The sequence below is a fragment of the Streptomyces sp. NPDC043952 genome, from assembly GCF_056435325.1.
The window spans coordinates 1-23,957 of record NZ_JBWKES010000046.1 but is presented as its reverse complement, the minus strand read 5'-3'; the positions used below and the strand labels follow the sequence as shown (position 1 = coordinate 23,957).

Genomic DNA, 23,957 nt, shown 5'->3' with positions numbered 1-23,957 from the left:
GCGTCAGGTCGCCGACTCCCCGCGTGGGGTGGGGAGTTCCGCGCGCAGGCGGGCCAGCAGCCGTGCCCGTACTTCGGCGAAGACCGGGTCGGCCTGGTAGTCGGAGTGGCCGAGGATCGGGGTCGGGAGCGGGTGCTCGGGGGTGCGGCCGTAGGCGAGGGGGTCCCGCAAGGGCGGCTGGTCCACGGGGGGCCGGCCGTCGGCGGGCAGGCGGACCGGGCCGCCGATCGGGTCGGTGCGGCGGTAGAGGTTGCTCCAGCAGGCGATGTCGCGGTGCAGCCCGGCGAGCGCGGCGGGCCCGAAGTGGGCCGGGAACCAGCGGCCGTACAGCCGCTCCAGCGGTGAGCCGTACGTCAGCAACGCGACCCGCGACCGGGCGGCCGGGGGCAGCTGCCAGGCGGCCGCGGCGGCGAGCACGCTGCCCTGGGAGTGGCCGGAGAGCACCAGCCGGCCCCCGGTCGCCCCGGTCCAGGTCGCCATCCGCCAGGTCAGGTCGGGCACCGCGCGCTCGGCGTAGCAGGGGGGCGCGAAGGGGTGTGCGGCGCGCGGCCAGAACGTGCCGACGTCCCACAGGATGCCGACGGTACGCCGGGCGCCGCGGTCCTTGTAGGCGCGCCGCCCCCAGGTCACGAACAGCAGGAAACCGAGCCCGACCAGCCATGAGCCGAGCCCCTGCGAGACTCCGGCGGCGATCCGTACGGCGGCGACCGTGCCGCTCGCCGCGCTGTCCGGCGTCTTTCCGCCGGCCAGGGCCCCGGCCAGCGCCCCGCCGCCCAGCACCAGGGTGGCGGCGCAGAGCACGGTGAGGACGAGCGGGGCGCGGTCGGTGAGCGCGGCCATGGCACGGGCGTGGGCGATGGCGCGGGTACGGGCCGGGTCCTCGGGCTCCCCCGGATGCTCCCGGCGTACGCGGGCGCGTTCGGCACGGGCGAGCCGGGCGGTGCCGGCGGCGAGCCGGAGCGCCGGCACCAGCAGCACCGCGAGCAGCGGCGGGATCATGGACCCCTGCCAGGTCAGCGACACCGGCGGCCCCGCGATGACGCCCCCGCCCAGCCAATCGGCCGCCCGCTGAGCCACCCCACCGGACATCACCCCACCCAGCGCACAGGCGAGCAACACGGTCGCCGGCCCACCGAGACCATGGGGGCCGGGGCGGGGGGTGGCGGGGCGCTGGGATTCGGGGCCGTCAGCGCGTCCCTCCCTCCCACGGCGCTCCCCCGCACCCCTGCGGTCCATCCGCCACGCCACCACCCCGAGCACCACCACCAGCGCGCCCTGGGCCAACATCAGGCCGCCGAAGGCGGGGTCTCCCGGCAGGCGGCCGGTCGAGTGCCAGGTGGGGCGGGACCAGCCGGTGTAGAGGGCGGCGAGGAGGAGCAGGGCGAGCGCGGCCAGCGGCAGGAGCCGTACCAGGTGCCGGTCGAGTTCCTGGTCGACGCGGTGTTCCGCGCGGCCCCGGCGGCACACCACGGCCACCGCCGCGCCCGCTCCGGCCGGCAGCAGGACGGTCAGCAGCCAGCCGAGGGCGTCCAGCGCAACGGGCCCGCCGGGCCGGTGGTCGAAGCGGACCGCCGGTGTGGCGAGGGCGGTGGCGATGGTCAGCAGCCCGGCCGCCGTGTGGGCGGCACGCAGCCGGGCCACCAGCCGGCGCCCGTACCAGAAGCCGGGCCGCGCCAACGCGCTGTCGTCGGGGTCCGCCGCCGGTTCCGGGCCCCGGAGCAGCGGGCGGTGGGACTCGTACGCGCTCCATGTGCGGTGCGCGAGGTACCAGAGCAGCAGCACCAGCCCGCCCGGCACCAGCGCCGCGAGCGCGAGCCGCCGTCCCGGTTGGGACCACCAGCCGCCGGACGTGCCGAGCAGCGCCGCCCACCGCCGTACGCCGGGGCCGCCGGCCGCGTCCGGGGTGAGGAAGGCCAGCCAGAAATGCCGCCGGGCGCAGGCTGGCGCGCCGGCGCACTGCCAGGCCACCAGGTCCAGGGCCACCTCGCACGCGGCCGCCACCAGCAGCACCGTGAGGGTGAGGGCGGCCAGCCGCACCAGCAGGCCGTAGAGCCGGACGGCACGCGGCCGGCCTCCGGCGGGGCGCATCCAGTGGGCGAGGTTGACCACCATGAACGGCAGCAGCAACAGCCACAGGGCGCGGCCCGCGTCCCCGGAGGTGAGGTTGCACCAGACGTACGCCTCCCGCACCGGCTCGCCCCGGTGCTCAGGACCGCCCCGCGCGACGTCCTCGGCACGCCGGAAGAGGGCCGCCGTGTCGTCCCCGGCGACCCGCACGGTGCGCGCGTCGCCCAGCATCTCCTCCGAGGTCGTACCGCCGACCCCGTGCACCAGCAGCTCCAGGTCGGCCGGCTCGGGCGCACGTCCCCCGGCCCGCTGGTCCTGTCCTCCGGGGTGTTCCCGAGCGCGTTCCACACTTCCCCCGCGACGCCGTGCGGCCTGTGTCCGTGCGCGCTTGATGTCCGGTTCCGGCAGGCCGCACACCGCTCGTCACAGAATCTCCCCGATCGGCAGTGCGGCGGCCGCGCCGCCGGGCCGGCCGGCCGCGCGGACCGGGCGGTGCCGCACCCCGCACCGTCCCGTGAAAAGATGGGACGCCCGCACACCCTCGGGACGGCCGGACGCGCTGCTCGTGGCGGGTGCGCCGGGTGTGTGGAACGGCTGGCGGCGAAAGGACCGGAGCGTACGTGAGCGAGAATCAGCACCTCCTCGCGGAGCAGCGCCGTGCCCTGATCCTGGACGAGGTCCGGCGCCGCGGCGGCGCACGGGTCAACGAACTGACCCGCAGGCTCGGGGTGTCGGACATGACCGTGCGCCGTGACCTGGACGCGCTGGCCCGGCAGGGCGTGCTGGAGAAGGTGCACGGCGGCGCGGTCCCGGTGGTCGAGGCGAGCACCCATGAGCCGGGCTTCGAGGCCAAGTCGGGCCTGGAGCTGTCGGCCAAGGAGGACATCGCACGGGCCGCCGCCGCCCTGGTCACCCCCGGTACCGCGATCGCCCTGTCCGGCGGTACGACGACCTACGCGCTCGCCCAGCATCTGCTGGAGGTGCCGGACCTGACCGTGGTGACGAACTCGGTGCGGGTCGCGGACGTGTTCCACGCGGCACAGCGCACCTCGGGGCAGCGGCAGGGCACGGCCACGGTGGTGCTGACCGGCGGGGTGCGCACCCCGTCCGACTCGCTGGTGGGTCCGGTGGCGGACCAGGCGATCGCCGCGCTCCACTTCGATCTGCTGTTTCTCGGCGTGCACGGCATATCGGTGGAGGCGGGCCTGTCCACGCCGAACCTGGCGGAGGCCGAGACCAACCGCCGTCTGGTGCACTCGGCGCGCCGCGTGGTGGTGGTCGCCGACCACACCAAGTGGGGCACGGTGGGCCTGAGTTCGTTCGCCACGCTGGACCAGGTGGACACCCTGGTGACGGACTCGGGGCTGCCGCACGAGACGCGCGCCGAGGCTTCCGAGCATCTGCGGCGGCTGATCGTGGCCGGGGAACCGGACCCCGAGGACGCGGCCGGTGACGACGAGGAACCGGACGGCGACCCCGCGGAACCCGGTGCCGCCACCGAGGACGACTGACACCGCGTCAACTATGCTGCCGGTGACCCTTCCGCACGGAAGCAAGGCTCAACTCCCCATCTCCGTGCGGGACTTCGCGAGGAGGCTGTCCGCCATGGCCCAGCGTCTGCGTCCGGTCGGCCCGGACTTCGTCGACCGCGCGCCCGTACGGCTGGTGTTCGGCCGGGACATGACCGCCGCACCGGAGCTGGTCTACCAGGCGCTCGCCGAGGACGTGGCGAGCATCCCGCAGTGGTTCCCGGCCATGGCCTCCGCCCGGTCGGCGGACGGCGGACGCGATGTCCGGCTGCGCGGCGGCATCCGCTTCAAGGAGACGGTCCTGGTCGCCGAGAAGCCCGAGTTGTACTCGTACCGCGTCGATGTGACCAACACTCCGGGCGCCCGTGCCTGGGTCGAGGAGTGGCGGCTGGTCCCGGCCGGCGGGGGCACCCGGATCCGGGTGGTCTTCGCGCTCGACGGCACCGCCGCGTTCCGCCTCGGCTGCCGGCTGGCCGCGCCGGGCGTGGGGCGCGCCTTCCGGCAGGCGGCCGGCGCGCTGGACCGGCAGCTGACGACCTGACCCACCGCGGCCCGGCTCACCACGACCCGGCTCACCGCAACCCCTGCTCAGCACGGCCCTGTTCACCACAGCCCGGCTCACGCCACGTCACGGGCGTCCGTCACGGGCGTCCGTCACGGAAGAAGCCCCGCCCCCCGATCCTTCTCGCCGGCGACCGCGGAGGCGGACACCAGCGTCGCCGCGGCGAGACTGCCCCAGAGGGCGGCCGGGCCGCGCGCGGCGAGAGCGGTGATGACCGCCGGGGAGACGGCGAGGCCGAAGCCCGTGGAGAGCTGGAAGCGGGCGAGGGCGCGGCCCAGCACATGGGCCGGGGCGAGGGCGGTGACGAGCGCGGTGGCGCTGCCGGCGTAGACGATCTCGCCGAGGGTGCAGACCACGGACACCGCGGCGACGGCCGGGGCGCTCCAGCCGTGTCCCAGTGAGGTGGCCGCGAGGAAGCCGAGGTACGACGCGGCGAGCACCACGCCGGCCAGGGCCAGCACGGTCCGCCGGGAGAAGCGGGACAGCAGGACGGTGACCGGAACCTGCAAGGTGACCACCAGGACCGTGTTGGCCACGAAGATGGCCGCCGACCACACCGGGGACGCGTGCGCCTGTGTCACCAGGATGAGCGGGAGCGCGATCTCGGGGACGTTGAGGCAGAAGACGTAGACCACGTTGGCGGCCAGCAGCACACCCATCCGGGGTGCGGGCCCGTCCGTCCTGTCCTCGGCCGGGGCGGCGGCCGGTTGCGCGCGCAGACGGACCGACCATGCCAGGGCCGCCGCGACGAGACAGGCGAGCCCGGTGAGGGCGGCCAGCGCCCGCAACGCGCTGGTGCCGCCCGCCAGGCACACGGTGGCAAGCAGGGCGCCCGCGCCCAGACCGGCGTTGCGCAGGGCACGGGCGCCCGCGAGAGCGGCGTCGCGTTCGCGGCCGTGGGCGACCGTGGCCACCAGGGCCGCGTGGGCGGCCGGCCATGCCTGATTGCCGGTGCCGAGGAAGAGTGCCGCCGCCGCGAACATCCCCACGTGCCCCGCCGGGGCGGCCAGCAGCAGCGCCACGCCCACCACCCGCACCAGCATCGACGCCGCCACGACGGTGCTGCGTGCGCCCCGGTCCAGCCAGCGGCCGACGCCGGGCACGCACACCAGGCCCCCGACGACGCCGGCCGTCATGGCGATGCCGGTGGCCGGCGCGGACAGCCGCAGCACGGTCACCCCGTAGAGCAGCAGGAAGGGCCGCAGCAGGCCGGTGCCGAGCGCGTCCACGACCAGGGCGACGGCATAGCGGGAGCCTCCGGAGGCACGGACGAGGGCGCGCGGCCCGAGCCGCGGCCGGAGCGTGGTGGTTGCCATGGCGTCAACGGTGCGTGCGGTCGCCGTACCGGCCACGCCGGTTGACGGACACCGTCAACCGACGCGTTCGCCGGCCGTCCGACCGGCGATGATGACGGGATGACGTTGAGGATCGACATCGGCGGAATGCCGTCCGGGCGGCTGCGGTTCGCCGCCTCCCCGCTGGCCGAGCTGACCGCGATGCTGCACGTGCTCGCCGAACCCGGCCACCACCCGCGGCTCGCCGGCTGGGCGGCGGACGTCTGGGCCGGTCTGCGGCCGGAGCTGGCCGAGCGGCTCAGGGAGGCGGAGTTCCTCTGGCGTTCCTCACGCGCCGACTTCCTGGTCCCCGCCCGTCCCCGGCCCACCCTCGCCAAGGAGTTGGACGAGGTGGACCGGATCGACGACGAGACCTATGTGACCGCCGCGCTCATCACCACCTGCGGCAGCAACCGGGTCCACTTCGCCGCGCCGTCGCCGCTCGCCGACGCGACGGCGCGGGAGCGGGCCCTGAACCTGGCGCAGGCCCGCGGCGCGCTCCAGGAGGCCTTCGCGGAACGGCTGCTCGCGGACCCGGCCGCCGTACGGGCACGGGTGCGGCACACCCTCGAACAGTGCGCCGACGCTTTCTTCACCGCCGCCTGGACGGGCGTCGCCGCGCGACTCGCCACCGATCTGCGGCTGAAGAACGACCTGCTGAAGCGCCAGGGCATCGGCGCGGCACTCGCGTCGGTCTCCAGCGCCGTCACCCTGGCGCCGGACGGCGGCCATATCGTCGTGGACAAGCTCCAGGACAACGCGACGTCCGCCCACGGCACGGGGGTCACCTTCCTCCCCAGCGTCTTCGGCAGCCCGCACCTGGTGGTGGTCCACGCGCCCGGCTGGCAGCCGGTGGTGCAGTACCCCGTGGCCGAGGCGCGCCCGCCGGAGCCGGTATCCCTGGAAACGGTCACGCTACGGCTGGACGCGCTCGCGCATCCCCTGCGGCTGCGGCTGCTGCGCACCCTGGCCCGCGGCGCGCACACCACCGGTGAGCTGGCCCACGCCTGGGAACTCTCGCCCCCGGAGGTCTCCCGCCACCTCGCCGTCCTGCGCCGCGCGGGCCTGCTCACGGCCCGGCGGCAGGGCCGGTACGTCCGCTACACCCTCAACCTGTCCGACCTGACGTCGCTGGGCACCGACCTGCTGGCGGCCGTACTGCGCTGAGCGGACCCGGTCCACGAGGACACGGGCGACCGCCGCTTCCGCTCGCCGTCCGGCGCCGGTCAGGGCTGCGGCCATACCCCCGTGGCCAGCAGCGTCTCGATCGCCGCCGTGTACGGCGCGATGTCCAGGCCCTGCTCCGCGAGCCACGCGTCCGAGTAGTACTTGTCGAGGTACCGGTCGCCCGGATCGCACAGCAGGGTGACGACGCTGCCGGTACGGCCCTCGGCCACCATCTCGGAGACGATCTTCAGGGCGCTCCACAGCCCGGTCCCGGTGGAGCCGCCCGCCTTGCGGCCGATCACCCCTTCCAGGGCCCGTACGGCGGCGACGCTGGCCGCGTCCGGGACCTTCATCATCCGGTCGATCGCGCCGGGCACGAAGCTCGGCTCCATGCGCGGCCGGCCGATGCCCTCGATCCGGGAGCCGCAGTCGCAGGTGACGTCCGGGTCGCCGGCGGTCCAGCCCTCGAAGAAACAGGAGTTGTCCGGGTCGGCGACGCAGATACGGGTGTCGTACTGCATGTAGTGCACATAGCGGGCGAGCGTCGCCGAGGTGCCGCCGGTGCCCGCCGTGGCGACGATCCACGCCGGCTCCGGGAACCGCTCCAACTCCAGCTGGCGGAAGATCGATTCGGCGATGTTGTTGTTGCCGCGCCAGTCGGTGGCCCGCTCGGCGTAGGTGAACTGGTCCATGTAGTGGCCGCCGGTCTCCACCGCGAGGCGGGCGGACTCCTCGTACATCTTCCGTGAGTCGTCCACGAAGTGGCAGCGACCGCCGTGGAATTCGATAAGGCGGCACTTCTCGGCGCTGGTCGTGCGCGGCATGACCGCGATGAAGGGCACCCCGATCAGCTTGGCGAAGTACGCCTCGGAGACGGCGGTGGAACCGCTGGACGCCTCGATCACCGGGCGGCCGGGCCGGATCCAGCCGTTGCAGAGGCCGTAGAGGAACAGCGAGCGGGCCAGGCGGTGCTTCAGGCTGCCGGTTGGGTGCGTCGACTCGTCCTTCAGATAGAGGTCGATGCCCCAGCGCTCGGGCAGCGGGAAGCGCAGCAGGTGGGTGTCGGCCGACCGGTTCGCATCGGCCTGCACCTTGCGCACGGCCTCTTTCAGCCAGCCGCGGTAGGCGGGGTCGGTACGGTCGACATCGAGGGTGGCGCCGGTCCTGGTCTGGTGGGTGATGCTCACGTCGGTGCTCCTTACGCTGTGCGCCGACGGCGCCTCGGGCGGGCCGGCACTTTCGAGCATAAGCATCTTTCACACCGCTTCCCACCTGCATAAACGCATCTTTGGGCGGCCCAAAGGCGCCCTGGGGCACAGGCGTACGAGACGACCCGGTGTGCCGCCGCGTGTGCTCCGGGCCGCTGTCGTGCGCGCCCCCGCGCGCACTGGTGCTCCGTGCCGTGGCGCGGCAGACTGCACGCGTCGGGACGATGGTCCCGCACGCGAACGGGGGCGCACACCGGAACACGGGAACACGCGCACAAGGGGGCGGCGAGGGATGGCGGAGCCGGAGTTCACGGCCAAGGGCGTGCGGATCGGGAAACGCATGCGCTCGCTCACTCGGGCCGGACAGGTCCGGATCAACGACGGCAGGGTGGAGTTGCTCAACAGTTACGGCAGCGAGATCGACAGCGCACCGGTGCAGGCGGTGCGCGCCTCCAAGCCGTGGTTCGCCCCGGACGACAAGGCCCTGGCCGACCTCAACGGCCAGCGGTACCTGCTGACGCTGGCCGAACAGGACCCCGCTCCGGGCGAACCGGGCACCCCCGCGGCCCGCCGCTTCATCGAGGCGGTCCGCCGGGCGGCGGGACGCGGCGACTGAAGGGGGCCACGGCGGTCTCGCGGTGCCGGGGTGGCGCGCGCCGCCGGGGCGGCACAGTGTGCAGGCGGCAGGTGCGGTCTCCGACGACTCGTGCCGTGCGGGCGGCGTGCCGCGCCAAGCGGCACGGGGCCCCGGCACGCCGTGCCCGGCCGGCACGAATTGCCAGGCGTCACGGCGTGTCCGGGCGGCACGCCGTGCCCGCCGGCGCCCGAGGCCCCCGCCAACCACCCATCCCCAACACCCCCAGGTCTCTCACCCCCAGGTCTCCCATCCCAGCCCCGTCTCCATCCGGACGCGGCGAGTTGCACCAAGCCGCCCCCTGCGCCACGCTGGTCTCACGTCACTCTGGGTTTACCGGCGATAACGCTGCGAACCAGCCCGCCGGCCACGACAGCAGGCGGCCGCTTTTCCGGGGGGCCTGCTGGATCCGTTGTTCTCCGTGTCTTTCCGGTTCCCTTCCGGACCTCACATCGGGGAGTCGCAGCCGTGATCAGTCACCCAAGCAGGCACTGCACGGTGGAGCTCCAAGCCCTGCCGTCGCGGATCGGCCAGGTCCGCAGAATCGTCTCTGCGCAACTGCGCTACTGGCATCTGGACCCGTTGATAGACCGCGCCGCGCTCGGCGTGACGGAGCTGCTCAGCAACGTCCACCGGCACGCCAGGCCCGACAAGTCGTGCACGGTCGAGCTGGAGCTCCAGCCGGACCGGCTCACCGTGTCGGTCCACGATCACGATCCGCGCCTGCCGGTGCCGACCAACGACGCGGACGCGGGCGCGGAGGAGACGACGCCGCTCGCCACCTGCGGCCGGGGCCTCGCCATGGTCGCCGCCGTCAGCGAGAGCTGGGGCGCGCGGCCGGACGGCGACAACGGCAAGGTCGTCTGGTTCACCCTGCCCGCCACGCCCGGCCATCCGGCCCGTACGCCGCGCCGCGCCCCGGAACACCAGCCCACACCCACCCCGGTCGCGGCGGCAGCCATCGGGACGGCTGCCCCCGCCTCCCCCGCGCGGACACCCGTCCCGGCGGCGATCAGGTCGGCCCCCGGTGGGCAGGAACTGGCCGCCAGCCACCCGGTCGCGGCGGGCTGACCGGAACCGGCGGACAGTGCATAGGGGGCGCACCGTACGGCGCGTGGTGTACGGCGAGCAGCCACGAACCGCCCGCCGTACCCCCGCACCCTCGCACCCCCGCACCCCCGCACCCCCGCAAGGCGAGCACTCCTGTATCTACCAGTATGTACACTGCCTTCATGAGCACCTCCGAACGACTCATCGAGTCAACGCGCGACCTGCTCTGGGAGCGCGGTTACGTGGGCACCAGCCCCAAGGCGATCCTGGAGCGCGCGGGCGCGGGCCAGGGCAGCATGTACCACCACTTCAAGGGCAAGCCGGACCTCGCTCTGGCGGCGATCCGGCGGACCGCGGAGCAGCTGCGGGCGGCGGCCGAGCGCTCGCTGGACGGCCCCGGCACGCCGTACGAACGCGTCGAGGCGTATCTGCGCCGCGAGCGCGAGGTGCTGCGCGGCTGCCCGGTCGGCCGGCTGACGATGGACCCGGAGGTGATCGCCAGTGACGAGCTGCGCGCCCCGGTGGACGAGACCCTCGCCTGGATCCGGGAACGGCTCGCCGGGGTCGTCGAAGAGGGCAAGCGGCAGGGGCAGTTCGCGCCGGAGCTGGACGCCGGGCGGATCGCCGCGACGATCCTCGCGACCGTGCAGGGCGGCTATGTGCTGGCCCGTGCCGCCGGCTCCCCCGCCGCCTTCGACGCGGCCGTCGACGGGCTGCTGGCCCTCCTCGCGCCCCGAACCGCCTGAGGGAAGGGGCCACTTGATGCACGCCATGCAGTACGAGGTGACGCTGCCCGCGGACTACGGCACGGACATCATCCGCGCCCGTGTGAACCGCGTCGGGCAGCTGCTGGACGACTGGGAAGGGCTCGGCCTCAAGGCGTATCTGCTGCGCGAACGCGGCGTCCACGGCTCGCCGGTGAACCAGTACGCGCCGTTCTGTCTGTGGCACACGGTCGAGGGCATGAACCGCTTCCTGTGGGGCGGCGGGTTCCAGCGTCTGGCCGACGACTTCGGGCGTCCGGCCGTGCGCCAGTGGACCGGGCTCGGTTACGCGGAGGGCACCGGCACCCGTGCCGCGTTCGCGCTGCGGCGCCGGCAACCGGTGCCGGAGGGCGCCGACTTGGCACGCCTGATGGAGGAAGCGGTAGGCGCGACTGAGCAGTTGGCCGCCGAGGACGGTGCCGTGCTGGCCGCGACCGCCGCCGACCCGTACCGCTGGGAGCTGGTCCACTTCTCCCTCTGGGAGCACGACACCCCGAAGGCCGAGGGCGACCTCTTCCGGGTGCTGCACCTGTCCACCCCCGGCCTCGACCGGCTTGCGCGCGGGCGGCACTGGTGATCCGTACCGTCCTCGGCGACATCCGCCCGCAGGAGCTGGGGGTGTGCGACGCGCACGACCATCTCTTCCTGCGCAGCAGGCAGTTGCCGGGCAAGGAGCTGGACGACGTGGCCGCCGCGCGGGCCGAACTGGAGGCGTTCCGGGCGGCGGGCGGTGCCGCCGTCGTGCAGTGGACGCCGCACGGCATGGGCCGCCGCGCGGCCGACCTCGCGGCCCTGTCCCGCGCCACCGGAGTGCACCTGGTCTGCGCGACGGGCCTGCACCAAGCCCCGCATGTCGCACCGGAGTTGCTGGCGGGGCTGCGCGACCGGCTGGCCGAGGTGTTCGTCACCGAGCTGACCGAGGGCATCGGCACGACCGGGGTACGGGCCGGGCTGATCAAGGTGGCGGGCGGGTTCCACGCGCTCGACGCGCACGCCCGCTGGACCATGGCGGCGGCGGCCGAGGCGCACCACGCGACCGGCGCGCCCATCGCCGTCCACCTGGAGCTGGGCACCGGCGCCCTGGACGTACTCGACCTGCTCTGCGGTGAGTTGGGCGTGCCCGGTGACCGGGTGATCCTCGGTCATCTGAACCGCTTCCCCGATCCGGTGACGCAGCGGCAGGCCGCCACCACCGGCTGCTGGCTCGCCTTCGACGGCCCCTCGCGCGCCCATCACGCCACCGACTGGCAGATGCCGGCCGGTGCCCGCGCCCTCGCGGAGGCCGGTTTCGGCGACCGGCTGCTGCTCGGCGGCGACACGGTGACCGCCGGTACGCGCTCGGTCGACGGCGGTCCGGGAATGCCGTATCTGCTGCGCCGCCTGCGCCCGCGCCTGGCGGCGGAGTTGGGCCCGGAACTGGTCGACCGGATCCTCACCGAACACCCGTGGAGGGCGTTCTCCGTCGACTGGGCGTGACAGCGGGGTGCCATGCCGGCCGACGGCCCGCATCGACAAGCCATCCCTGCGCGGGCGTTGACATGCGGCCGGGCGTGACCTCCCCGAGGGGTTCAGCGCAGTGCGGCCAGCGGGTCGTCCAGGACCGGCTGCCAGGCCAGTTCGGCGGCGCCGACCAGGCTGTTGTGGTCGAGGGTGCACGGCAGGATCGGGACGCCGCCGCTCTGACCCCACAGGCTGCGGTCGGCGACGACGGCGCGCAGCCGGCTCGGATCGGCGTCCAGCAGGCTGCGGTGCAGCCCGCCGAGGATGATGCGGTCGGGGTTGAGGATGTTGACGAGCCCGGCGAGGCCGAGGCCGAGCCGGTCGATCAGGGCCTCGGCGGCCCGGCGTACCGCGGGGTCGTCGTACTGGGTGCGCAGCAGGTCGTCGGCCTGCTTCAGGAGCGAGACCTCCGGGCCCGGCTCGCGGCCGGCCTCCACGAGCAGCGCCAGCGGGTCCGCCTCGACGTCCAGACAGCCCCGGCCGCCGCAGTGGCAGGGGCGGCCCTCGGGGTTGACGGTGAGGTGGCCGACCTCCAGGGCGAGTCCCGAACTGCCGGTGTGCAGACGGCCGTCGAGGACGAGGGCGCCGCCGACGCCGCGGTGCCCGGTGGCCACGCACAGCAGATCGCGGGCGCCCCGGCCCGCGCCGTGCCGGTGTTCGGCGAGCGCCGCGAGGTTGACGTCGTTCCCGGTGAACGCGGGCCCGTCGATGCCCGCCGCGCGCACGCACTCCTCGAACAGCCGCCGGACCGGTGCCCCGACGGGCCAGGCGAGGTGCAGCGGGTTGAGGGCGAGGCCCTCGGGCTGGGCGACGGCGGAGGGCACGGCGAGCCCGGCGCCGACACAGCGGCGGCCGGTGGTGCGCAGCAGTTCCGCGCCCGCCTCGACCACCGAGCCGAGCACCTTCGCCGGGTCGGCGGCCACGGTCTCGCAGCCGGGCGCGGTGGCCACGATCCGGCCGCCGAGGCCGACCAGCGCGGCCCGGAAGCCGTCGGCGTGCACCTGTGCGGCGAGCGCCACCGGTCCCTCCTCGGCGACGTCGAGCCGGTGCGAGGGGCGGCCCTGGGAGCCGGCCGCCGCGGCGGGGCGGGCGTCCACCCGGATCAGGCCCAGGGCCTCCAGTTCGGCGGCGACCGCGCCGGCCGTCGCGCGGGTGACGCCGAGTTCGGCGGTGAGCACGGCTCGGGTCGGGGCCCGCCCGGTGTGCACCAGTTCCAGCGCGGGCCCGAGCGCGCCCCGCCCCCGGTCCAGCCGCGCCCTCGTGGGGGTCCTCTCCCCCGCCGTCCGGGGTTCCGCCTTGCCGCTCATGAGGGCGAGTCTCCCATGATCCGCAGCGCTCGTGGCCCGTGCCGCCGTCACAGCCCGCTCACCCGCAGCGTGATGTTGAGCCGTCCGGCCAGCCCCAGCCAGGGCGGTGCCGTGCCGGGGTGGACGCGGGGCACGCCGTGGTAGGCGGCGCGGGCGGGGCCGCCGAAGACGAACAGGTCGCCGCTGCGCAGCTCGACGTCGGTGTACGGCCGGGTCCGGGTCCGCGCGTTGCCGAACCGGAAGACGCAGGTGTCGCCGAGGCTCAGCGAGACGACCGGGGCGTCGGCCCGCTCCTCGCTGTCGCGGTGCATGCCCATGCGGGCGGCGCCGTCGTAGAAGTTGATCAGCGCGATGTCGTACGACGGGCCGGGTACGGCCGCCGGTCCGAGCGCGTCGGCCACCGCGCGCCGGGCCACCCCGTCCAGCCACTTCGGGAAGGGCTTGACCGGGGCACCGTCGCCGTCGGCGGCCGTAGGGGTGTACGCGTAGGGGTACTGATGGGGGCCGGGGCAGTCGGGGTTGTCCCGTACGGGCCGTCCGCAGGCGGGGCAGGCGCGTACGACGCCCCAGTGCAGGCCGAGGCAGACCTGGCGGGCGGTCATGGTGCCGCCGCCCGGTGTGCGCACAGTACGCAGCCCCGCCGGGGGCCGCGCCCAGTCACGGCAGGCCGCGAGGAGTTCCCGCTGCCGCCCGGCCGGCAGCCAGTCCGGGACGTGCGCGGCACCCGGCGCGATCCGCGCGCGCTCACGGGGGAACAGTTCCGCGTCCACGTCCCCATCCTGCCGCACCGCTCCCGCCACCGGCCGGGGCTCCGGCCCGGTCAGGGCCAAAACCCTGACCGGCCCCCTACGGGTCTTCGGTTCAGCCCCTACGAGTCTTCGGCCCAGCCCCCTGCGGGTCTTCGGCCCACTCCCCTGCGGGTCCGCGGTCGTACGGGCCCTGATCTGCGGTTCCGCTAGCCTGGAGCGCGATGAGCGACCGTATGACGACACCGTGGGGCGAGGTCGAGCTGGCCCGCTTCCCCGAGGACCCCCGCGACCGGCTGCGTGCCTGGGACGCCTCCGACGCGTATCTGCTGCACCATCTGGCGGCGGAGAACGTGCCGCTGACCGGACGGGTGGTGGTGCTCGGGGACCGCTGGGGAGCGCTGGTGACGGCGCTGGCGGACCACCGGCCGACGCAGATCACCGACTCGTTCCTGGGCCAGGAGGCGAGCCGTGCCAATCTGGCGCGGGCCGGTGTCGAACCGGGCGCCGTACCGCTGCTGACCACCCAGGACGAGCCGCCCGAGCGGGTGGACGTGCTGCTGGTACGGGTGCCGAAAAGCCTGGCGCTGCTGGAGGACCAGCTGCTGCGGCTCGCGCCCGCCGTGCACCCGGACACGGTGGTGATCGGCACCGGCATGGTGAAGGAGATCCACACCTCCACGCTCCGGACCTTCGAGCGTATCCTCGGCCCGACCCGGACCTCGCTGGCCCGCCAGAAGGCCCGGCTGATCTTCTGCACCCCGGACCCGGCGATGGAGCGGCCCGCGAACCCGTGGCCGTACCGCTACGACCTCCCGGCCGGGGTCGGCGCGATCTCCGGCCACCCGGTCGTCAACCACGCGGGCGTCTTCTGCGCCGACCGGCTGGACATCGGCACCCGCTTCCTGCTCCAGCACCTGCCCGGACCGGGACCGGCCCGCGTGGTGGACCTCGGCTGCGGCAACGGCGTGGTCGGTACGGCGGTGGCGCTGGCCGACCCGGCGGCGGAGGTGCTGTTCGTGGACGAGTCGTTCCAGGCGGTGGCCTCCGCCGAGGCCACCTACAAGGCCAACGGGGTACCGGGGCATGCCGAGTTCCGGGTCGGCGACGGACTCGCCGGGGTGGCACCGGACAGCGTGGACCTCGTCCTGAACAACCCGCCGTTCCACTCCCACCAGGCGACGACGGACGCGACCGCGCGGCGGATGTTCACCGGCGCGCGGCGCGCACTGCGGCCGGGCGGCGAGCTGTGGGTGATCGGCAACCGGCACCTGGGTTATCACGTCACCCTGAAGCGGGTGTTCGGCAACTGCGAACTCGTCGCGAGCGACCCGAAGTTCGTGCTGCTGAAGGCGGTCAGAACGGCATAGCGGGCGGTCAGGCAGGCATAGCGGGCCCGGCGGCACCGGTGACGACCGAGATCAGGTGTCGCACCTGCCGCGCCATCGCCTCCCTGCCGACGGTGAGGTACGTGCGGGAGTCGACGGCCTCCGGGTGGGTGGCGAGGAATTCCCGGATGGCACCGGTCATGGCGATGTTGAGCGCGGTGCCGACGTTGACCTTGGCGATGCCGCCCGCGACCGCCTCGACCAGCCCGTCGTCCGGTACGCCGGAGGAGCCGTGCAGCACCAGTGGGACGGGCAGTGCGGCGAACAGCTGTTTGAGCAGGGCGTGGTCGAGGGCGGCGGTGCGCGTGGTCATGGCGTGCACGCTGCCGACGGCGACGGCCAGGGCGTCGACGCCGGTGCCGCCGACGAAGTCCCGCGCCTGCGCGGGGTCGGTACGGGCGCCGGGCGCGTGCGCGTCCAGCGGGGGTTGCCCGTCCTTGCCGCCGATTTGCCCCAACTCGGCCTCGATGTACAGCCCTTGGGAGTGCGCCCAGTCGGCGGCGGCCCGCGTGGCGGCGAGGTTCTCGGTGTACGGCAGCCGGGCCGCGTCGTACATCACCGAGCTGAACCCGGCGCCGGGCGCCTGGCGCAGCAGGTCGTCGCTCTGTACATGGTCCAGGTGCAACGCGACGGGTACGGCGGCCCGTTCGGCGGTGGCACGGGCCGCGCGGGCGAGCGGCAGCAGCCGTCCGTAGCGGAACTTGACCGCGTTCTCGCTGACTTGGAGGATGACGGGCGCGTCGGCCGCCTCGGCGCCAGCGATGACGGCCTCGATGTGTTCCAGTGTGATGACGTTGAACGCGGCGACGGCCGAGCGGGCTTCGACGGCGCGGGCGACCAGCTCGCCGGTGGGTGCGAGAGGCACTTCGGGTGTCCTTCCGGGGCGCGGTACGGCGGGAAGTGTCAGACGGAGCCGGCGGAGCCGGCGCTCTCGGAGGCGTCGTGGGGCGCCTGGGGGTCGCGGGGTCCGGGAAGCCCGGCGGCCCCGGCCTCGCGGGCGGAGGCGTCCGCCGTGAGGATCACCGAGCGGGTGAGGTGGCGCGGCCGGTCCGGGTCGAGGCCGCGCGCGGCGGCGACGGCGACCGCGAGCCGCTGGGCGCGGACGAGTTCGGCGAGCGGGTCGAGGCCGCCCGCGATCCACAGCCCGCCGGTGCCCTGGACCTGTTCGGCGAGCCCCTCGGGCGCCTCGCCGAACACCCAGGTGGCGGTGCCCTTCGTGGTGATGCTGATCGGGCCGTGCCGGTACTCCATCGCCGGGTACGCCTCGGTCCAGGACAGGGACGCCTCGCGCATCTTCAGCCCGGCCTCGTTCGCGAGCCCGACCGTCCAGCCGCGCCCCAGGAAGGTGAACTGGGTGCATTCGACGAGGCTTTGGGGCACAGGGGTGGTGAGCGCGGTGCGGCCGTCGGCGACGACCGAGTCCGTGTGCAGACCGAGATGGGCGCGCAGGAGGGTGAGGGCGGTGGTGGCGAACCGGGTCTGGACGACGGAGCGTTCGTCGGCGAAGTCCAGCACCACGACCTCGTCGGCGGCGCCCATCACGGGCGTGGCCGGGTCGGCGGTGACGGCCGTGGTGCGGGTCGCCGTACCGCGCAACCGGCCCAGCAGCTCCAGCACTTCGGTGGTCGTACCGGAGCGGGTGAGGGCGACCACCCGGTCGTACGACCGTCCGTAGGGGAACTCCGAGGCGGCGAAGGCGTCGGTCTCGCCCTGCCCAGCGCCCTCGCGCAGCGCGGCCACCGCCTGCGCCATGAAGTACGACGTCCCGCAGCCCACCACGGCGACCCTCTCGCCCGCCGCCGGCAGCGCGTCCCGGTGCCGCCCCGCCTCCCCGGCGGCCCGCGTCCAGCACGCCGGCTGGCTGTTCAGCTCGTCCTCGACATGAGTCATGCCCACACCTTCCCCTGCCCTGACTGATTATTCCTGCAAGATATAGCGAGCTTTCGAGCACAATCAAGCATTCTTGGCGGACGAGGGGCGCACTTCGGGGGTGCGCTAGGGTCACCGATCTGAGAACGACCGAGGATCGGAGGCCGCGGATGTCGCGGGACGCCCGCTGGAAGGCGCTGCTGGAACTGCTCGTGGAGCGGGGCCGGCTGGACGTCGAGGAGGCGGCCGCCGAGCTGGCGGTGTCGGCGGCGACGATCCGCCGGGACTTCGACCGGCTCGCCGAGCAGCAGATGCTGGTCCGCACCCGTGGCGGCGCGGTGGTGCACGGGGTGTCGTACGAACTCCCCCTGCGCTACAAGACGGCCCGCCGTGCCTCCGAGAAGCAGCGCATCGCCACCGCGGTGGCCGATCTCGTCGCGCCGGGCGAGGCGGTGGGGCTGACCGGGGGTACGACGACCACGGAGGTGGCCCGTGCCCTCGCCGTCCGCGCCGACCTGGCCACCGGCTCCCCGGCGCTGACCGTGGTCACCAACGCGCTCAACATCGCCAACGAGCTGGCGGTACGGCCCCAGTTCAAGATCGTGGTCACCGGTGGGGTGGCCCGCCCGCAGTCGTACGAGCTGGTCGGTCCGCTCGCGGACGGGGTGCTCGGGCAGATCAGGCTGGACGTGGCGGTGCTCGGGGTGGTCGCCTTCGACGTGGTGCACGGTGCGGCGGCGCACGACGAGGCCGAGGCGGCGATCAACCGGCTGCTGTGCGAGCGCGCCGAGCGGGTCGTGGTCGCCGCGGACTCCAGCAAGCTGGGCCAGCGGGCGTTCGCCCGGATCTGCCCCGCGCACCTGGTGGACACCCTGGTGACGGACACGGCGGTGGACCCGGAGACGGTCCAGCACTTCGAGGAGGCCGGGATCCGCGTCATCGCCGTATGACGCGCGGGCCGCCCGCCTACCAGAGGGCGCCGAGATCCGCCTTCACGAACCCCGCGCCACGCTGGTCGTTGCAGCCCATCAGGGGGCGGTCGACCGGGCCGGGCGGGAACTGCTGCGCCTGGAGCGCCACACTGACCAGGGTCAGCAGCAGATCGACGTCGCTCGCGGCGTCGAGGCGCAGGGTCACCCACGGCGAGCCGGGCACGATCCTGATCGCGCCGGAGCGCTTGAGGTCCCTGGCGAACCGCCGGATGGCCCGGTCGGTCAGCCGCAGATCGACATCGCGGCCGGAGTGGAAATGGACGATCTCACCCTTGGCGGAGACCACCGCCTGTCCCTGACCGCAGCTCGGCACGGCCTGTCTCAGGTCCGGCCAGGTCGCCAGTTGCGCGTACGCGCGCGAGGCCAACGTCATGGGCCCATCATGACGCGCTCACCCCGTTGCAACCAGCGCGTGAGCAAGCATTAACCGACCTGTGTCCGGACGGGGTTGCCACCCTCAGACACACGTACGAGCCCAAGGCAACGGTCCCGCCAGCCGATTCACCCCACCATCGGGCCAATTCTCTTTCTTCAGGCGTCATTTCATGGGCGGGCCCCCTGCATTTGCCGCCAAGACATCGGCGGACCGTACCGGCCGCGATGTGATCCCTCCCGACGGGGAGGACGTGGACGCAGGGCGGAGGCGTGAAGTCCGGCGAACCCGTCCTCGCCGTAATCCAGTGGTCGACCGCGGCGACCGGAGGGAAGCTGTGCCCCATGACGACAACGTTAGTCACCGGGGCCAACAAGGGCCTCGGCCATGAGACCGCCCGCCGGCTGATCGCCGCGGGCCACACCGTCTACCTGGGAGCGCGCGACCCCGAGCGGGGCGCGGCGGCCGCGGCCGGGCTCGGCGCCCGCTTCGTACGGCTCGATGTCACCGACGACGCGTCGGTCACCGCCGCGGCGGCCACCATCGAGGCCGAGGGCGGCCTGGACGTCCTGGTGAACAACGCCGGGATCGAGGTGCGGTCACCCGGCGGCGACATCATCGGCGCCGCGGAGCTGACCGCCGACGTGATGCGGGAGGTGTTCGAGACCAACGTCTTCGGCCTGGTCCGGGTGACCCACGCCTTCCTGCCACTGCTGGAACGCTCCGCCGCGCCGGTCGTGGTCAACGTCAGCAGCGGCCTGGCCTCACTGGCCCTGGCCGGCAAGGGCTATCCGGGGGCCGCCTACCCGGCCTCCAAGACCACGGTCAACATGCTCACCGTGCAGTACGCCAAGGCATTCCCGCGGATGCGGATCAACGCGGTGGAGCCCGGCTACACCGCGACCGACCTGAACCGGCACGAGGGCACGCAGACCGTCGAGCAGGGCGCCGAGATCATCGTCCGGATGGCCCAACTCGGCCCGGACGGCCCGACCGGCGGCTACTTCGGCACGTCGGGCCCGCTGCCCTGGTAAGCATCTGCGGTACCCCTCGACCGGGGCTGCGTGTGAAGAGAGGCGGCTGCTGAAGACCGCTGCCGCGCGGTACCCCGAGCTGGAGGCCCACAAGAAGCCCGCCTCGCTCTGGTCTTTCCAGTGTGGGGCGGGCGCTCGCGGAGCCGATTCCGGCTTTCCCACCCGGACATCAGCCATGCGGCAGGCCAGTCCATCTTGTCCAGTGCCTCCTGACGAACCGGACTGGATCACGACCCGACGTCGCGCGTTGGGCGAACGCATCGGTGACCTGTGAACCGCGACCCGACGCCCGCTACAGCGGCCTACTCGGTGTTCGTTTCGGGGCCAGTGGGGCGCTGCGGTCCGTCTTCGCGGAGATCAGAGATCAAGCTACGCTCGCGGCATGGCTGGCTACTTCCAGGTATCCACGGCAACCCCGAAACGGGAACAAGCTGTTGAACTCGCACGTACCGTCGTCAGTCGTCGCCTGGCGGCAGGCGCTCAAATCATCGGCCCGGTGATCTCCGCTTTCTGGCACGACGGGGAATTCGGTACAGGCGAGGAGTGGCAGCTGCTGCTCAAGACCACTGCCGCCCGGTATCCCGAACTGGAAGCCCACCTCCTGAAACATCATCCGTGGCAGAATCCAGAAGTCGCGGCAGTGCCGATCGAGGCGGGCTCCGAAGCCTGTCTGGAGTGGATCGCCGCCAACACAACGCCGGTAGAGTAGGGCATCAAGCCGCGCCCTCCACCGCGGCCATCCCCGTCCCGGCGCACGAGTACGACCGGGGGCGGCAGGTCAGCATCTCCTACGACGGGGGCCTGCTGACCTGCATGGCCAATACGCACTCGCCGACCATGATCGAGTCGGGCGACACCGACCCCCGCTACAGCCACCGGCTCCGCATCGCCGCAGCCCACAACAAGGACATGGCGGCGCTGATGCAGACCGGCACCAGCGCCTCGTAATCGAGCCTCAGCTCCGTGCATCGATCCCACGTTCCGATCGAGGCACGTGGTCGAATTCTTACGCCACGAAGGCACGTACGCTGCATGGGTGATTGAGACCATCGTGTTCGATGTCGGAGAGACGATCATCCGTGACGATCGGTATTGGGCGTCGTGGGCAGACTGGCTCAACGTACCGAGACACACCCTATCCGCGCTCGTCGGAGCCGTCGTGGCCGCAGGCCAGGACAACGCGGACGCGATCCGGTTGCTGCGGCCTGGCATTGACCTTGACGCGGAGTACCGCGCCCGTGAGGCAGCAGGCCGGGGCGAGCATCTCGATGAGGCCGACCTCTACAACGACGTACGGCCCGCTCTGTCTGCTCTCCGTCAGGCGGGCGTCCGTGTCATCGTCGCCGGGAACCAGACCGCCCGCGCGGGCCAGCTGTTGCGCGGCCTGGACCTGCCCGCCGACCTGATCGCCACATCGGCAGAGTGGGGCGTGGCCAAGCCTCAGCAGGAGTTCTTCCAGAGCGTCATCGAGGTGGCCGAGGCCTCGCCAGCCCGCACCGTCTATGTCGGGGATCACCCAGCGAACGATGTCCACCCCGCGAAGGCGGCCGGCCTGCGCACCGCGCACCTGCGGCGCGGGCCCTGGGGGCATCTCTGGGCCGATGACCCGAAGACCGTGGCAGCAGCGGACTGGCGCATCGACGGCCTCATGGAGCTGGTGAGCCTCGCGGGGTGACAACAAGGGAGTAGTCCCACCGAGTTGGCGAGAGGCTGCTTCAGTACAGACGCGGTCTCCCGCCAGTACCGTTCGGAATGGATGCCCGAACGGAGACAGTATGCCCGCGAACACCGACGGAGGAGTAGGCCGACGGATCGCCTACTACCGAAGCGTCGTCCGGCCCAAGATGACCCAGCAGGAGCTGGCGGATGCCGCCTGCGTCGCTCTGGGGACGATCCGCAAAATCGAGCGCGGCGAAAGAGGAGTCAGCGACGATACCCTCCAAGCCCTCGCCGACGCACTGGGGGTAGACCCGGTACGACTGCGCCACGATCGCGGGCCCGCTCATTCACAGGCGCGGGAGGGCCTGCCGATGCTGTCGGCAGCCATCGCCTCGTACGACTGCCCGGACGACGGTCCCGTCCGACCGGTGTCCGAGTTGCGCGATGCAGTCGATGCGGCTGTGAAGTGGCGGCTCGGCGCGCAGTACACGCGGATCGTTCGCGACCTCCCGGAGCTGCTGACCGAGCTGACACGGGCCTACCACACGGCAGCCGACGGCGACCGCACCGAACCGGCGCAGTTGCTGGTGAGCGCCTACCGCTGCGCCGATGCGGCCGCCTACAAGCTCGGCGCGCACGATCTCTCGGCGCGCCTGATCGAACTGATGCGGTGGGCCGCGGCGGCGGCCGAGGATCCCCTGCTGACCGCATCCGTGGCGTACGTGCGCACCGAGACCTTCTTCGCGGCCCGCGCTCACGCCGCAGGCTTACGCGCACTCAGGCAGGCCATCGACGCGGCACCCGCACCGACGACGGCAGCACAGCATGCCGCACGCGGCGCCCTGCATATGAGGGCTGCCGTCATCGCCGGCCGTGCCAAGGACGCGGACGCTGCGGTCGCGCACTTGAGCGACGCTGCGCGCCTGGCCGAGCAGGTCAAAGAAGACGTGTACTACGGCACCGCCTTCGGGCCCGACTCTGTGCGGATTCACCAGGTGTCGGTCGCGGTCAGCCTGGGCGGCGACCATGTGAGCACTGCCCTGGACGTCACACACGAGTGGAAGCCTCCGACCAGCCTTGCCGCAGAGCGCCGCTCGGGCTTCTACATCGAGCTGGCGCGCGCGCAGCTTTGGGCGGGCATGCCCGACGGCGCGTTCGAGTCGCTGAAGGTTGCTCGCAAGATCGCACCTCAGCACACCCGTGACCATCCCTGGGTCCGGGAAGACGCTTCGACACTGCGGCGCCTGCGCCGCACCGACTCGGAGACACTGACATCTTTCGCGGAGTGGTGCGCCGCCACTTGAGCACTGCCGATTACCAAGTACCCCTTGCCGGGGTAGTTGTGACGCTCCATCACCCTCAACATGTGTGCCACGCGCAGGCGCCAAAGACGGGCACGGGAAATGCAGGAAGCACGTTCGCTCACCCCGGCGGTCGTTGACCGTCGTGTGAGCGCCGTCCGCCTTCATGGCGAGGCGTGCTTCGACTGCGGAGACGTGAACCGTCCTCTGCGCGCGGCGGGCGAAGTTGTCGTCCGCGGCGCCGCCCGAGTCTGGCAGATCGGAAGTTGCGGCTGCCGACGCGGAACGCCGGGAGATGCCTAGCCCTACAGAAACGCCACGAAGACCCGGCAGCCGCGGGCACACGACCGCCGGGCGTGGCCAACGCTCGAACCCGAGAGGGAGCGTCGACATGACAAACGCTACCGCCCAGCCCCCGGTGAACGCACGGGGTGGCCGGATGACGATGCGGGTCTACACCGTGGACCGCTACGGCACGATCACCCAGGACCGGGGCACGGTCACCGTGGCCGTCGACGGCAAGCTGCCGCCGCTGCCCCTGGCCGACTCCTACCCCGCGTGCCAGTGCCCGCTCTGCCTCCTCGGAAGGCCGGTGACCCGATGAGCGCTCGCGTGAAGCAGGCCACCGGCACCGAGCCCGTGGACATCGCCACCATGCGCGAAACCGCCGCCCAGGCGCTCGGCCCCGAGGACGAGACCGACGCGCCGCTCCCGGCGCCCGAGGCTTTCGACACCCTCATCGGCCGACTGCGCGACCACCTGGAAATGCTCATCCCCGAGGTGGAGAAGAAGCTCGCCCAACTGCCGAAGGAGAGCAGCCGCCGCTACTGCGCGAGCGCGTGCGCCGGCGAGGCCCGCGGAAAGCTCGCGGCACGGCCGGCGCCCCGCCCCGACGGCGAGGTGGAGTACGCCCGCCGCCTGGCGCGCGTCCTGCGGGCCCTCCTCGACCACTACGAGGGCAACGCGGCGCGGTGAGGGTGATCGTCGGCCTGCTCGTCTACGTGGCCGCTGTGACCGCTCCTGCCCTCGCCCTGGTGCTCACGAGGGCCTCGCACTGAAGCACCCCCATGGCGGCCGTCTCGGGCCAGGGCCGCACCCACCAGGCACGCCGCCGGAAGGCAGCGGCTCGCCTTCCACCACGAGCGCGGCGGGCCGCCACCCCACCCGGAGTCCCAGAAGACCCTGGGCGGGGTGCGCGCCACCAAGGAGAACGATGGAACCCGCACCGCCACAGCCGCCGGAGCCGGACCTTGATCCGGCCGAGGAGAAGCGCTTGATCAACCAGCTCATCGTGCTTCACGAGAAGCCGTCGAACAGCGCGATGAGCCCACAAGAGCATGCCGGGAAGAAGTGCATGTGGTGCCCGACCACCGCCGAGGCCGCGCTAGGATCTGTCGTCAAATGTCACGCCCACATCAGGAGTGCTGCGAGGGTGACGGCTGCTTGGTAGGACTGGGTGGTCTTGTCGTAGCG

At 73.1% G+C, this 23,957-nt stretch carries 25 protein-coding genes; 17 read left to right on the top strand and 8 right to left on the bottom strand.

From position 1 onward, the window contains the following. Positions 1-3: 3 nt before the first annotated feature. Positions 4-2,415, bottom strand: a complete 2,412-nt coding sequence (locus AC069R_RS31380; protein ID WP_478770116.1) for a hypothetical protein — start codon at positions 2,413-2,415, stop codon at positions 4-6. A gap of 272 nt (positions 2,416-2,687) precedes the next feature. On the opposite strand from AC069R_RS31380, the gene AC069R_RS31375 reads away from it, so the two are divergent. Together AC069R_RS31375 and AC069R_RS31370 are read left to right on the top strand one after the other, a co-directional pair. Then, positions 2,688-3,578, top strand: a complete 891-nt coding sequence (locus AC069R_RS31375) for a DeoR/GlpR family DNA-binding transcription regulator (RefSeq protein ID WP_478770115.1) — start codon at positions 2,688-2,690, stop codon at positions 3,576-3,578. A gap of 94 nt (positions 3,579-3,672) precedes the next feature. Further along, the gene (locus AC069R_RS31370; RefSeq protein ID WP_478770114.1) at positions 3,673-4,137 is read left to right on the top strand and encodes an SRPBCC family protein; all 465 of its coding nucleotides are present in this window, start codon (positions 3,673-3,675) and stop codon (positions 4,135-4,137) included. Positions 4,138-4,250: 113 nt separating this feature from the next. On the opposite strand, the gene AC069R_RS31365 is transcribed toward AC069R_RS31370, so the two are convergent. After that, positions 4,251-5,474, bottom strand: coding sequence for an MFS transporter (locus AC069R_RS31365; protein WP_478770113.1), 1,224 nt, complete (start codon positions 5,472-5,474; stop codon positions 4,251-4,253). Between the two features lie 99 nt (positions 5,475-5,573). Here AC069R_RS31365 and AC069R_RS31360 point away from each other — a divergent pair, with 99 nt between their 5' ends. Beyond that, a complete protein-coding gene (locus AC069R_RS31360) occupies positions 5,574-6,659 on the top strand; it encodes a DUF5937 family protein (protein WP_478770112.1) in 1,086 nt (361 codons plus the stop codon). A gap of 59 nt (positions 6,660-6,718) precedes the next feature. On the opposite strand, the gene cds1 is transcribed toward AC069R_RS31360, so the two are convergent. Next, the gene (cds1, locus tag AC069R_RS31355) at positions 6,719-7,846 is read right to left on the bottom strand and encodes an L-cysteine desulfhydrase Cds1 (protein WP_478770111.1); all 1,128 of its coding nucleotides are present in this window, start codon (positions 7,844-7,846) and stop codon (positions 6,719-6,721) included. Positions 7,847-8,159: 313 nt separating this feature from the next. Here cds1 and AC069R_RS31350 point away from each other — a divergent pair, with 313 nt between their 5' ends. The 5 genes from AC069R_RS31350 (at position 8,160) to AC069R_RS31330 (ending at position 11,791) form a co-directional block, all read left to right on the top strand. Beyond that, the gene (locus AC069R_RS31350; RefSeq protein ID WP_478770110.1) at positions 8,160-8,483 is read left to right on the top strand and encodes a hypothetical protein; all 324 of its coding nucleotides are present in this window, start codon (positions 8,160-8,162) and stop codon (positions 8,481-8,483) included. A gap of 486 nt (positions 8,484-8,969) precedes the next feature. Next, on the top strand, positions 8,970-9,572 hold the full coding sequence (locus AC069R_RS31345) for an ATP-binding protein (protein ID WP_478770109.1): 603 nt from the start codon (positions 8,970-8,972) through the stop codon (positions 9,570-9,572). A 161-nt stretch (positions 9,573-9,733) separates the two neighbouring features. Further along, positions 9,734-10,297 (top strand): TetR/AcrR family transcriptional regulator, encoded by a 564-nt coding sequence (locus AC069R_RS31340; protein WP_478770108.1) that lies wholly within the window; start codon positions 9,734-9,736, stop codon positions 10,295-10,297. A gap of 16 nt (positions 10,298-10,313) precedes the next feature. Continuing rightward, a complete protein-coding gene (locus AC069R_RS31335) occupies positions 10,314-10,892 on the top strand; it encodes a DUF4865 family protein (RefSeq protein WP_478770107.1) in 579 nt (192 codons plus the stop codon). Further along, the gene (locus tag AC069R_RS31330; protein ID WP_478770106.1) at positions 10,889-11,791 is read left to right on the top strand and encodes a phosphotriesterase family protein; all 903 of its coding nucleotides are present in this window, start codon (positions 10,889-10,891) and stop codon (positions 11,789-11,791) included. Before AC069R_RS31335 ends, AC069R_RS31330 begins: the two co-directional genes overlap by 4 nt. A 92-nt stretch (positions 11,792-11,883) precedes the next feature. Here AC069R_RS31330 and AC069R_RS31325 read toward each other — a convergent pair whose 3' ends face one another. Further along, positions 11,884-13,122: an ROK family protein gene (locus AC069R_RS31325; protein WP_478770105.1), complete on the bottom strand. Its 1,239-nt coding sequence runs from the start codon at positions 13,120-13,122 to the stop codon at positions 11,884-11,886. Positions 13,123-13,169: 47 nt separating this feature from the next. Then, positions 13,170-13,892 (bottom strand): alpha-ketoglutarate-dependent dioxygenase AlkB family protein, encoded by a 723-nt coding sequence (locus tag AC069R_RS31320; RefSeq protein ID WP_478770104.1) that lies wholly within the window; start codon positions 13,890-13,892, stop codon positions 13,170-13,172. A gap of 212 nt (positions 13,893-14,104) precedes the next feature. Here AC069R_RS31320 and AC069R_RS31315 point away from each other — a divergent pair, with 212 nt between their 5' ends. Further along, entirely contained in the window at positions 14,105-15,238 is a 1,134-nt protein-coding gene (locus AC069R_RS31315) for a methyltransferase (RefSeq protein ID WP_478770137.1), read from the top strand. A 7-nt stretch (positions 15,239-15,245) separates the two neighbouring features. Here the strand turns inward: AC069R_RS31315 and AC069R_RS31310 are convergent, their stop codons facing one another. Together AC069R_RS31310 and AC069R_RS31305 are read right to left on the bottom strand one after the other, a co-directional pair. Next, the gene (locus tag AC069R_RS31310) at positions 15,246-16,121 is read right to left on the bottom strand and encodes a class II fructose-bisphosphate aldolase (RefSeq protein ID WP_478770103.1); all 876 of its coding nucleotides are present in this window, start codon (positions 16,119-16,121) and stop codon (positions 15,246-15,248) included. Positions 16,122-16,159: 38 nt separating this feature from the next. After that, complete coding sequence (locus tag AC069R_RS31305) at positions 16,160-17,146, bottom strand: SIS domain-containing protein (protein WP_478770102.1); 987 nt, start codon at positions 17,144-17,146, stop codon at positions 16,160-16,162. A 149-nt stretch (positions 17,147-17,295) separates the two neighbouring features. Here AC069R_RS31305 and AC069R_RS31300 point away from each other — a divergent pair, with 149 nt between their 5' ends. Further along, positions 17,296-18,075 (top strand): DeoR/GlpR family DNA-binding transcription regulator, encoded by a 780-nt coding sequence (locus AC069R_RS31300; protein WP_478770101.1) that lies wholly within the window; start codon positions 17,296-17,298, stop codon positions 18,073-18,075. A gap of 16 nt (positions 18,076-18,091) precedes the next feature. On the opposite strand, the gene AC069R_RS31295 is transcribed toward AC069R_RS31300, so the two are convergent. Further along, the gene (locus tag AC069R_RS31295; RefSeq protein WP_478770100.1) at positions 18,092-18,490 is read right to left on the bottom strand and encodes a luciferase domain-containing protein; all 399 of its coding nucleotides are present in this window, start codon (positions 18,488-18,490) and stop codon (positions 18,092-18,094) included. 344 nt (positions 18,491-18,834) lie between these two features. On the opposite strand from AC069R_RS31295, the gene AC069R_RS31290 reads away from it, so the two are divergent. The 7 genes from AC069R_RS31290 (at position 18,835) to AC069R_RS31260 (ending at position 23,459) form a co-directional block, all read left to right on the top strand. Continuing rightward, positions 18,835-19,524: an SDR family NAD(P)-dependent oxidoreductase gene (locus AC069R_RS31290; RefSeq protein ID WP_478770099.1), complete on the top strand. Its 690-nt coding sequence runs from the start codon at positions 18,835-18,837 to the stop codon at positions 19,522-19,524. A gap of 382 nt (positions 19,525-19,906) precedes the next feature. Beyond that, positions 19,907-20,233 (top strand): divalent-cation tolerance protein CutA, encoded by a 327-nt coding sequence (gene cutA / locus AC069R_RS31285; RefSeq protein WP_478770098.1) that lies wholly within the window; start codon positions 19,907-19,909, stop codon positions 20,231-20,233. Next, the gene (gene tgmA / locus AC069R_RS31280) at positions 20,140-20,472 is read left to right on the top strand and encodes a putative ATP-grasp-modified RiPP (RefSeq protein WP_478770097.1); all 333 of its coding nucleotides are present in this window, start codon (positions 20,140-20,142) and stop codon (positions 20,470-20,472) included. Before cutA ends, tgmA begins: the two co-directional genes overlap by 94 nt. Positions 20,473-20,560: 88 nt before the next feature. After that, positions 20,561-21,199 (top strand): HAD family hydrolase, encoded by a 639-nt coding sequence (locus tag AC069R_RS31275; protein WP_478770096.1) that lies wholly within the window; start codon positions 20,561-20,563, stop codon positions 21,197-21,199. A gap of 100 nt (positions 21,200-21,299) precedes the next feature. Continuing rightward, entirely contained in the window at positions 21,300-22,487 is a 1,188-nt protein-coding gene (locus tag AC069R_RS31270; protein ID WP_478770095.1) for a helix-turn-helix domain-containing protein, read from the top strand. A 388-nt stretch (positions 22,488-22,875) separates the two neighbouring features. Further along, on the top strand, positions 22,876-23,088 hold the full coding sequence (locus AC069R_RS31265; RefSeq protein ID WP_478770094.1) for a hypothetical protein: 213 nt from the start codon (positions 22,876-22,878) through the stop codon (positions 23,086-23,088). Next, positions 23,085-23,459: a DUF6415 family natural product biosynthesis protein gene (locus tag AC069R_RS31260; protein WP_478770093.1), complete on the top strand. Its 375-nt coding sequence runs from the start codon at positions 23,085-23,087 to the stop codon at positions 23,457-23,459. The genes AC069R_RS31265 and AC069R_RS31260 overlap by 4 nt, the downstream gene beginning before the upstream one ends. Positions 23,460-23,957: the final 498 nt, after the last annotated feature.

Excerpts from the sequence above, each read along its gene's own strand:
- AC069R_RS31370 (WP_478770114.1), top strand. The coding sequence starts at position 3,673 with ATGGCCCAGCGTCTGCGTCCGGTCGGCCCGGACTTCGTCGACCGCGCG.
- AC069R_RS31365 (WP_478770113.1), bottom strand. The coding sequence starts at position 5,474 with ATGGCAACCACCACGCTCCGGCCGCGGCTCGGGCCGCGCGCCCTCGTC.
- AC069R_RS31360 (WP_478770112.1), top strand. The coding sequence starts at position 5,574 with ATGACGTTGAGGATCGACATCGGCGGAATGCCGTCCGGGCGGCTGCGG.
- AC069R_RS31350 (WP_478770110.1), top strand. The coding sequence starts at position 8,160 with ATGGCGGAGCCGGAGTTCACGGCCAAGGGCGTGCGGATCGGGAAACGC.
- AC069R_RS31340 (WP_478770108.1), top strand. The coding sequence starts at position 9,734 with ATGAGCACCTCCGAACGACTCATCGAGTCAACGCGCGACCTGCTCTGG.
- AC069R_RS31335 (WP_478770107.1), top strand. The coding sequence starts at position 10,314 with ATGCACGCCATGCAGTACGAGGTGACGCTGCCCGCGGACTACGGCACG.
- AC069R_RS31325 (WP_478770105.1), bottom strand. The coding sequence starts at position 13,122 with ATGAGCGGCAAGGCGGAACCCCGGACGGCGGGGGAGAGGACCCCCACG.
- AC069R_RS31315 (WP_478770137.1), top strand. The coding sequence starts at position 14,105 with ATGACGACACCGTGGGGCGAGGTCGAGCTGGCCCGCTTCCCCGAGGAC.
- AC069R_RS31305 (WP_478770102.1), bottom strand. The coding sequence starts at position 17,146 with ATGACTCATGTCGAGGACGAGCTGAACAGCCAGCCGGCGTGCTGGACG.
- AC069R_RS31300 (WP_478770101.1), top strand. The coding sequence starts at position 17,296 with ATGTCGCGGGACGCCCGCTGGAAGGCGCTGCTGGAACTGCTCGTGGAG.
- AC069R_RS31295 (WP_478770100.1), bottom strand. The coding sequence starts at position 18,490 with ATGACGTTGGCCTCGCGCGCGTACGCGCAACTGGCGACCTGGCCGGAC.
- AC069R_RS31290 (WP_478770099.1), top strand. The coding sequence starts at position 18,835 with ATGACGACAACGTTAGTCACCGGGGCCAACAAGGGCCTCGGCCATGAG.
- cutA (WP_478770098.1), top strand. The coding sequence starts at position 19,907 with ATGGCTGGCTACTTCCAGGTATCCACGGCAACCCCGAAACGGGAACAA.
- AC069R_RS31270 (WP_478770095.1), top strand. The coding sequence starts at position 21,300 with ATGCCCGCGAACACCGACGGAGGAGTAGGCCGACGGATCGCCTACTAC.
- AC069R_RS31265 (WP_478770094.1), top strand. The coding sequence starts at position 22,876 with ATGACAAACGCTACCGCCCAGCCCCCGGTGAACGCACGGGGTGGCCGG.
- AC069R_RS31260 (WP_478770093.1), top strand. The coding sequence starts at position 23,085 with ATGAGCGCTCGCGTGAAGCAGGCCACCGGCACCGAGCCCGTGGACATC.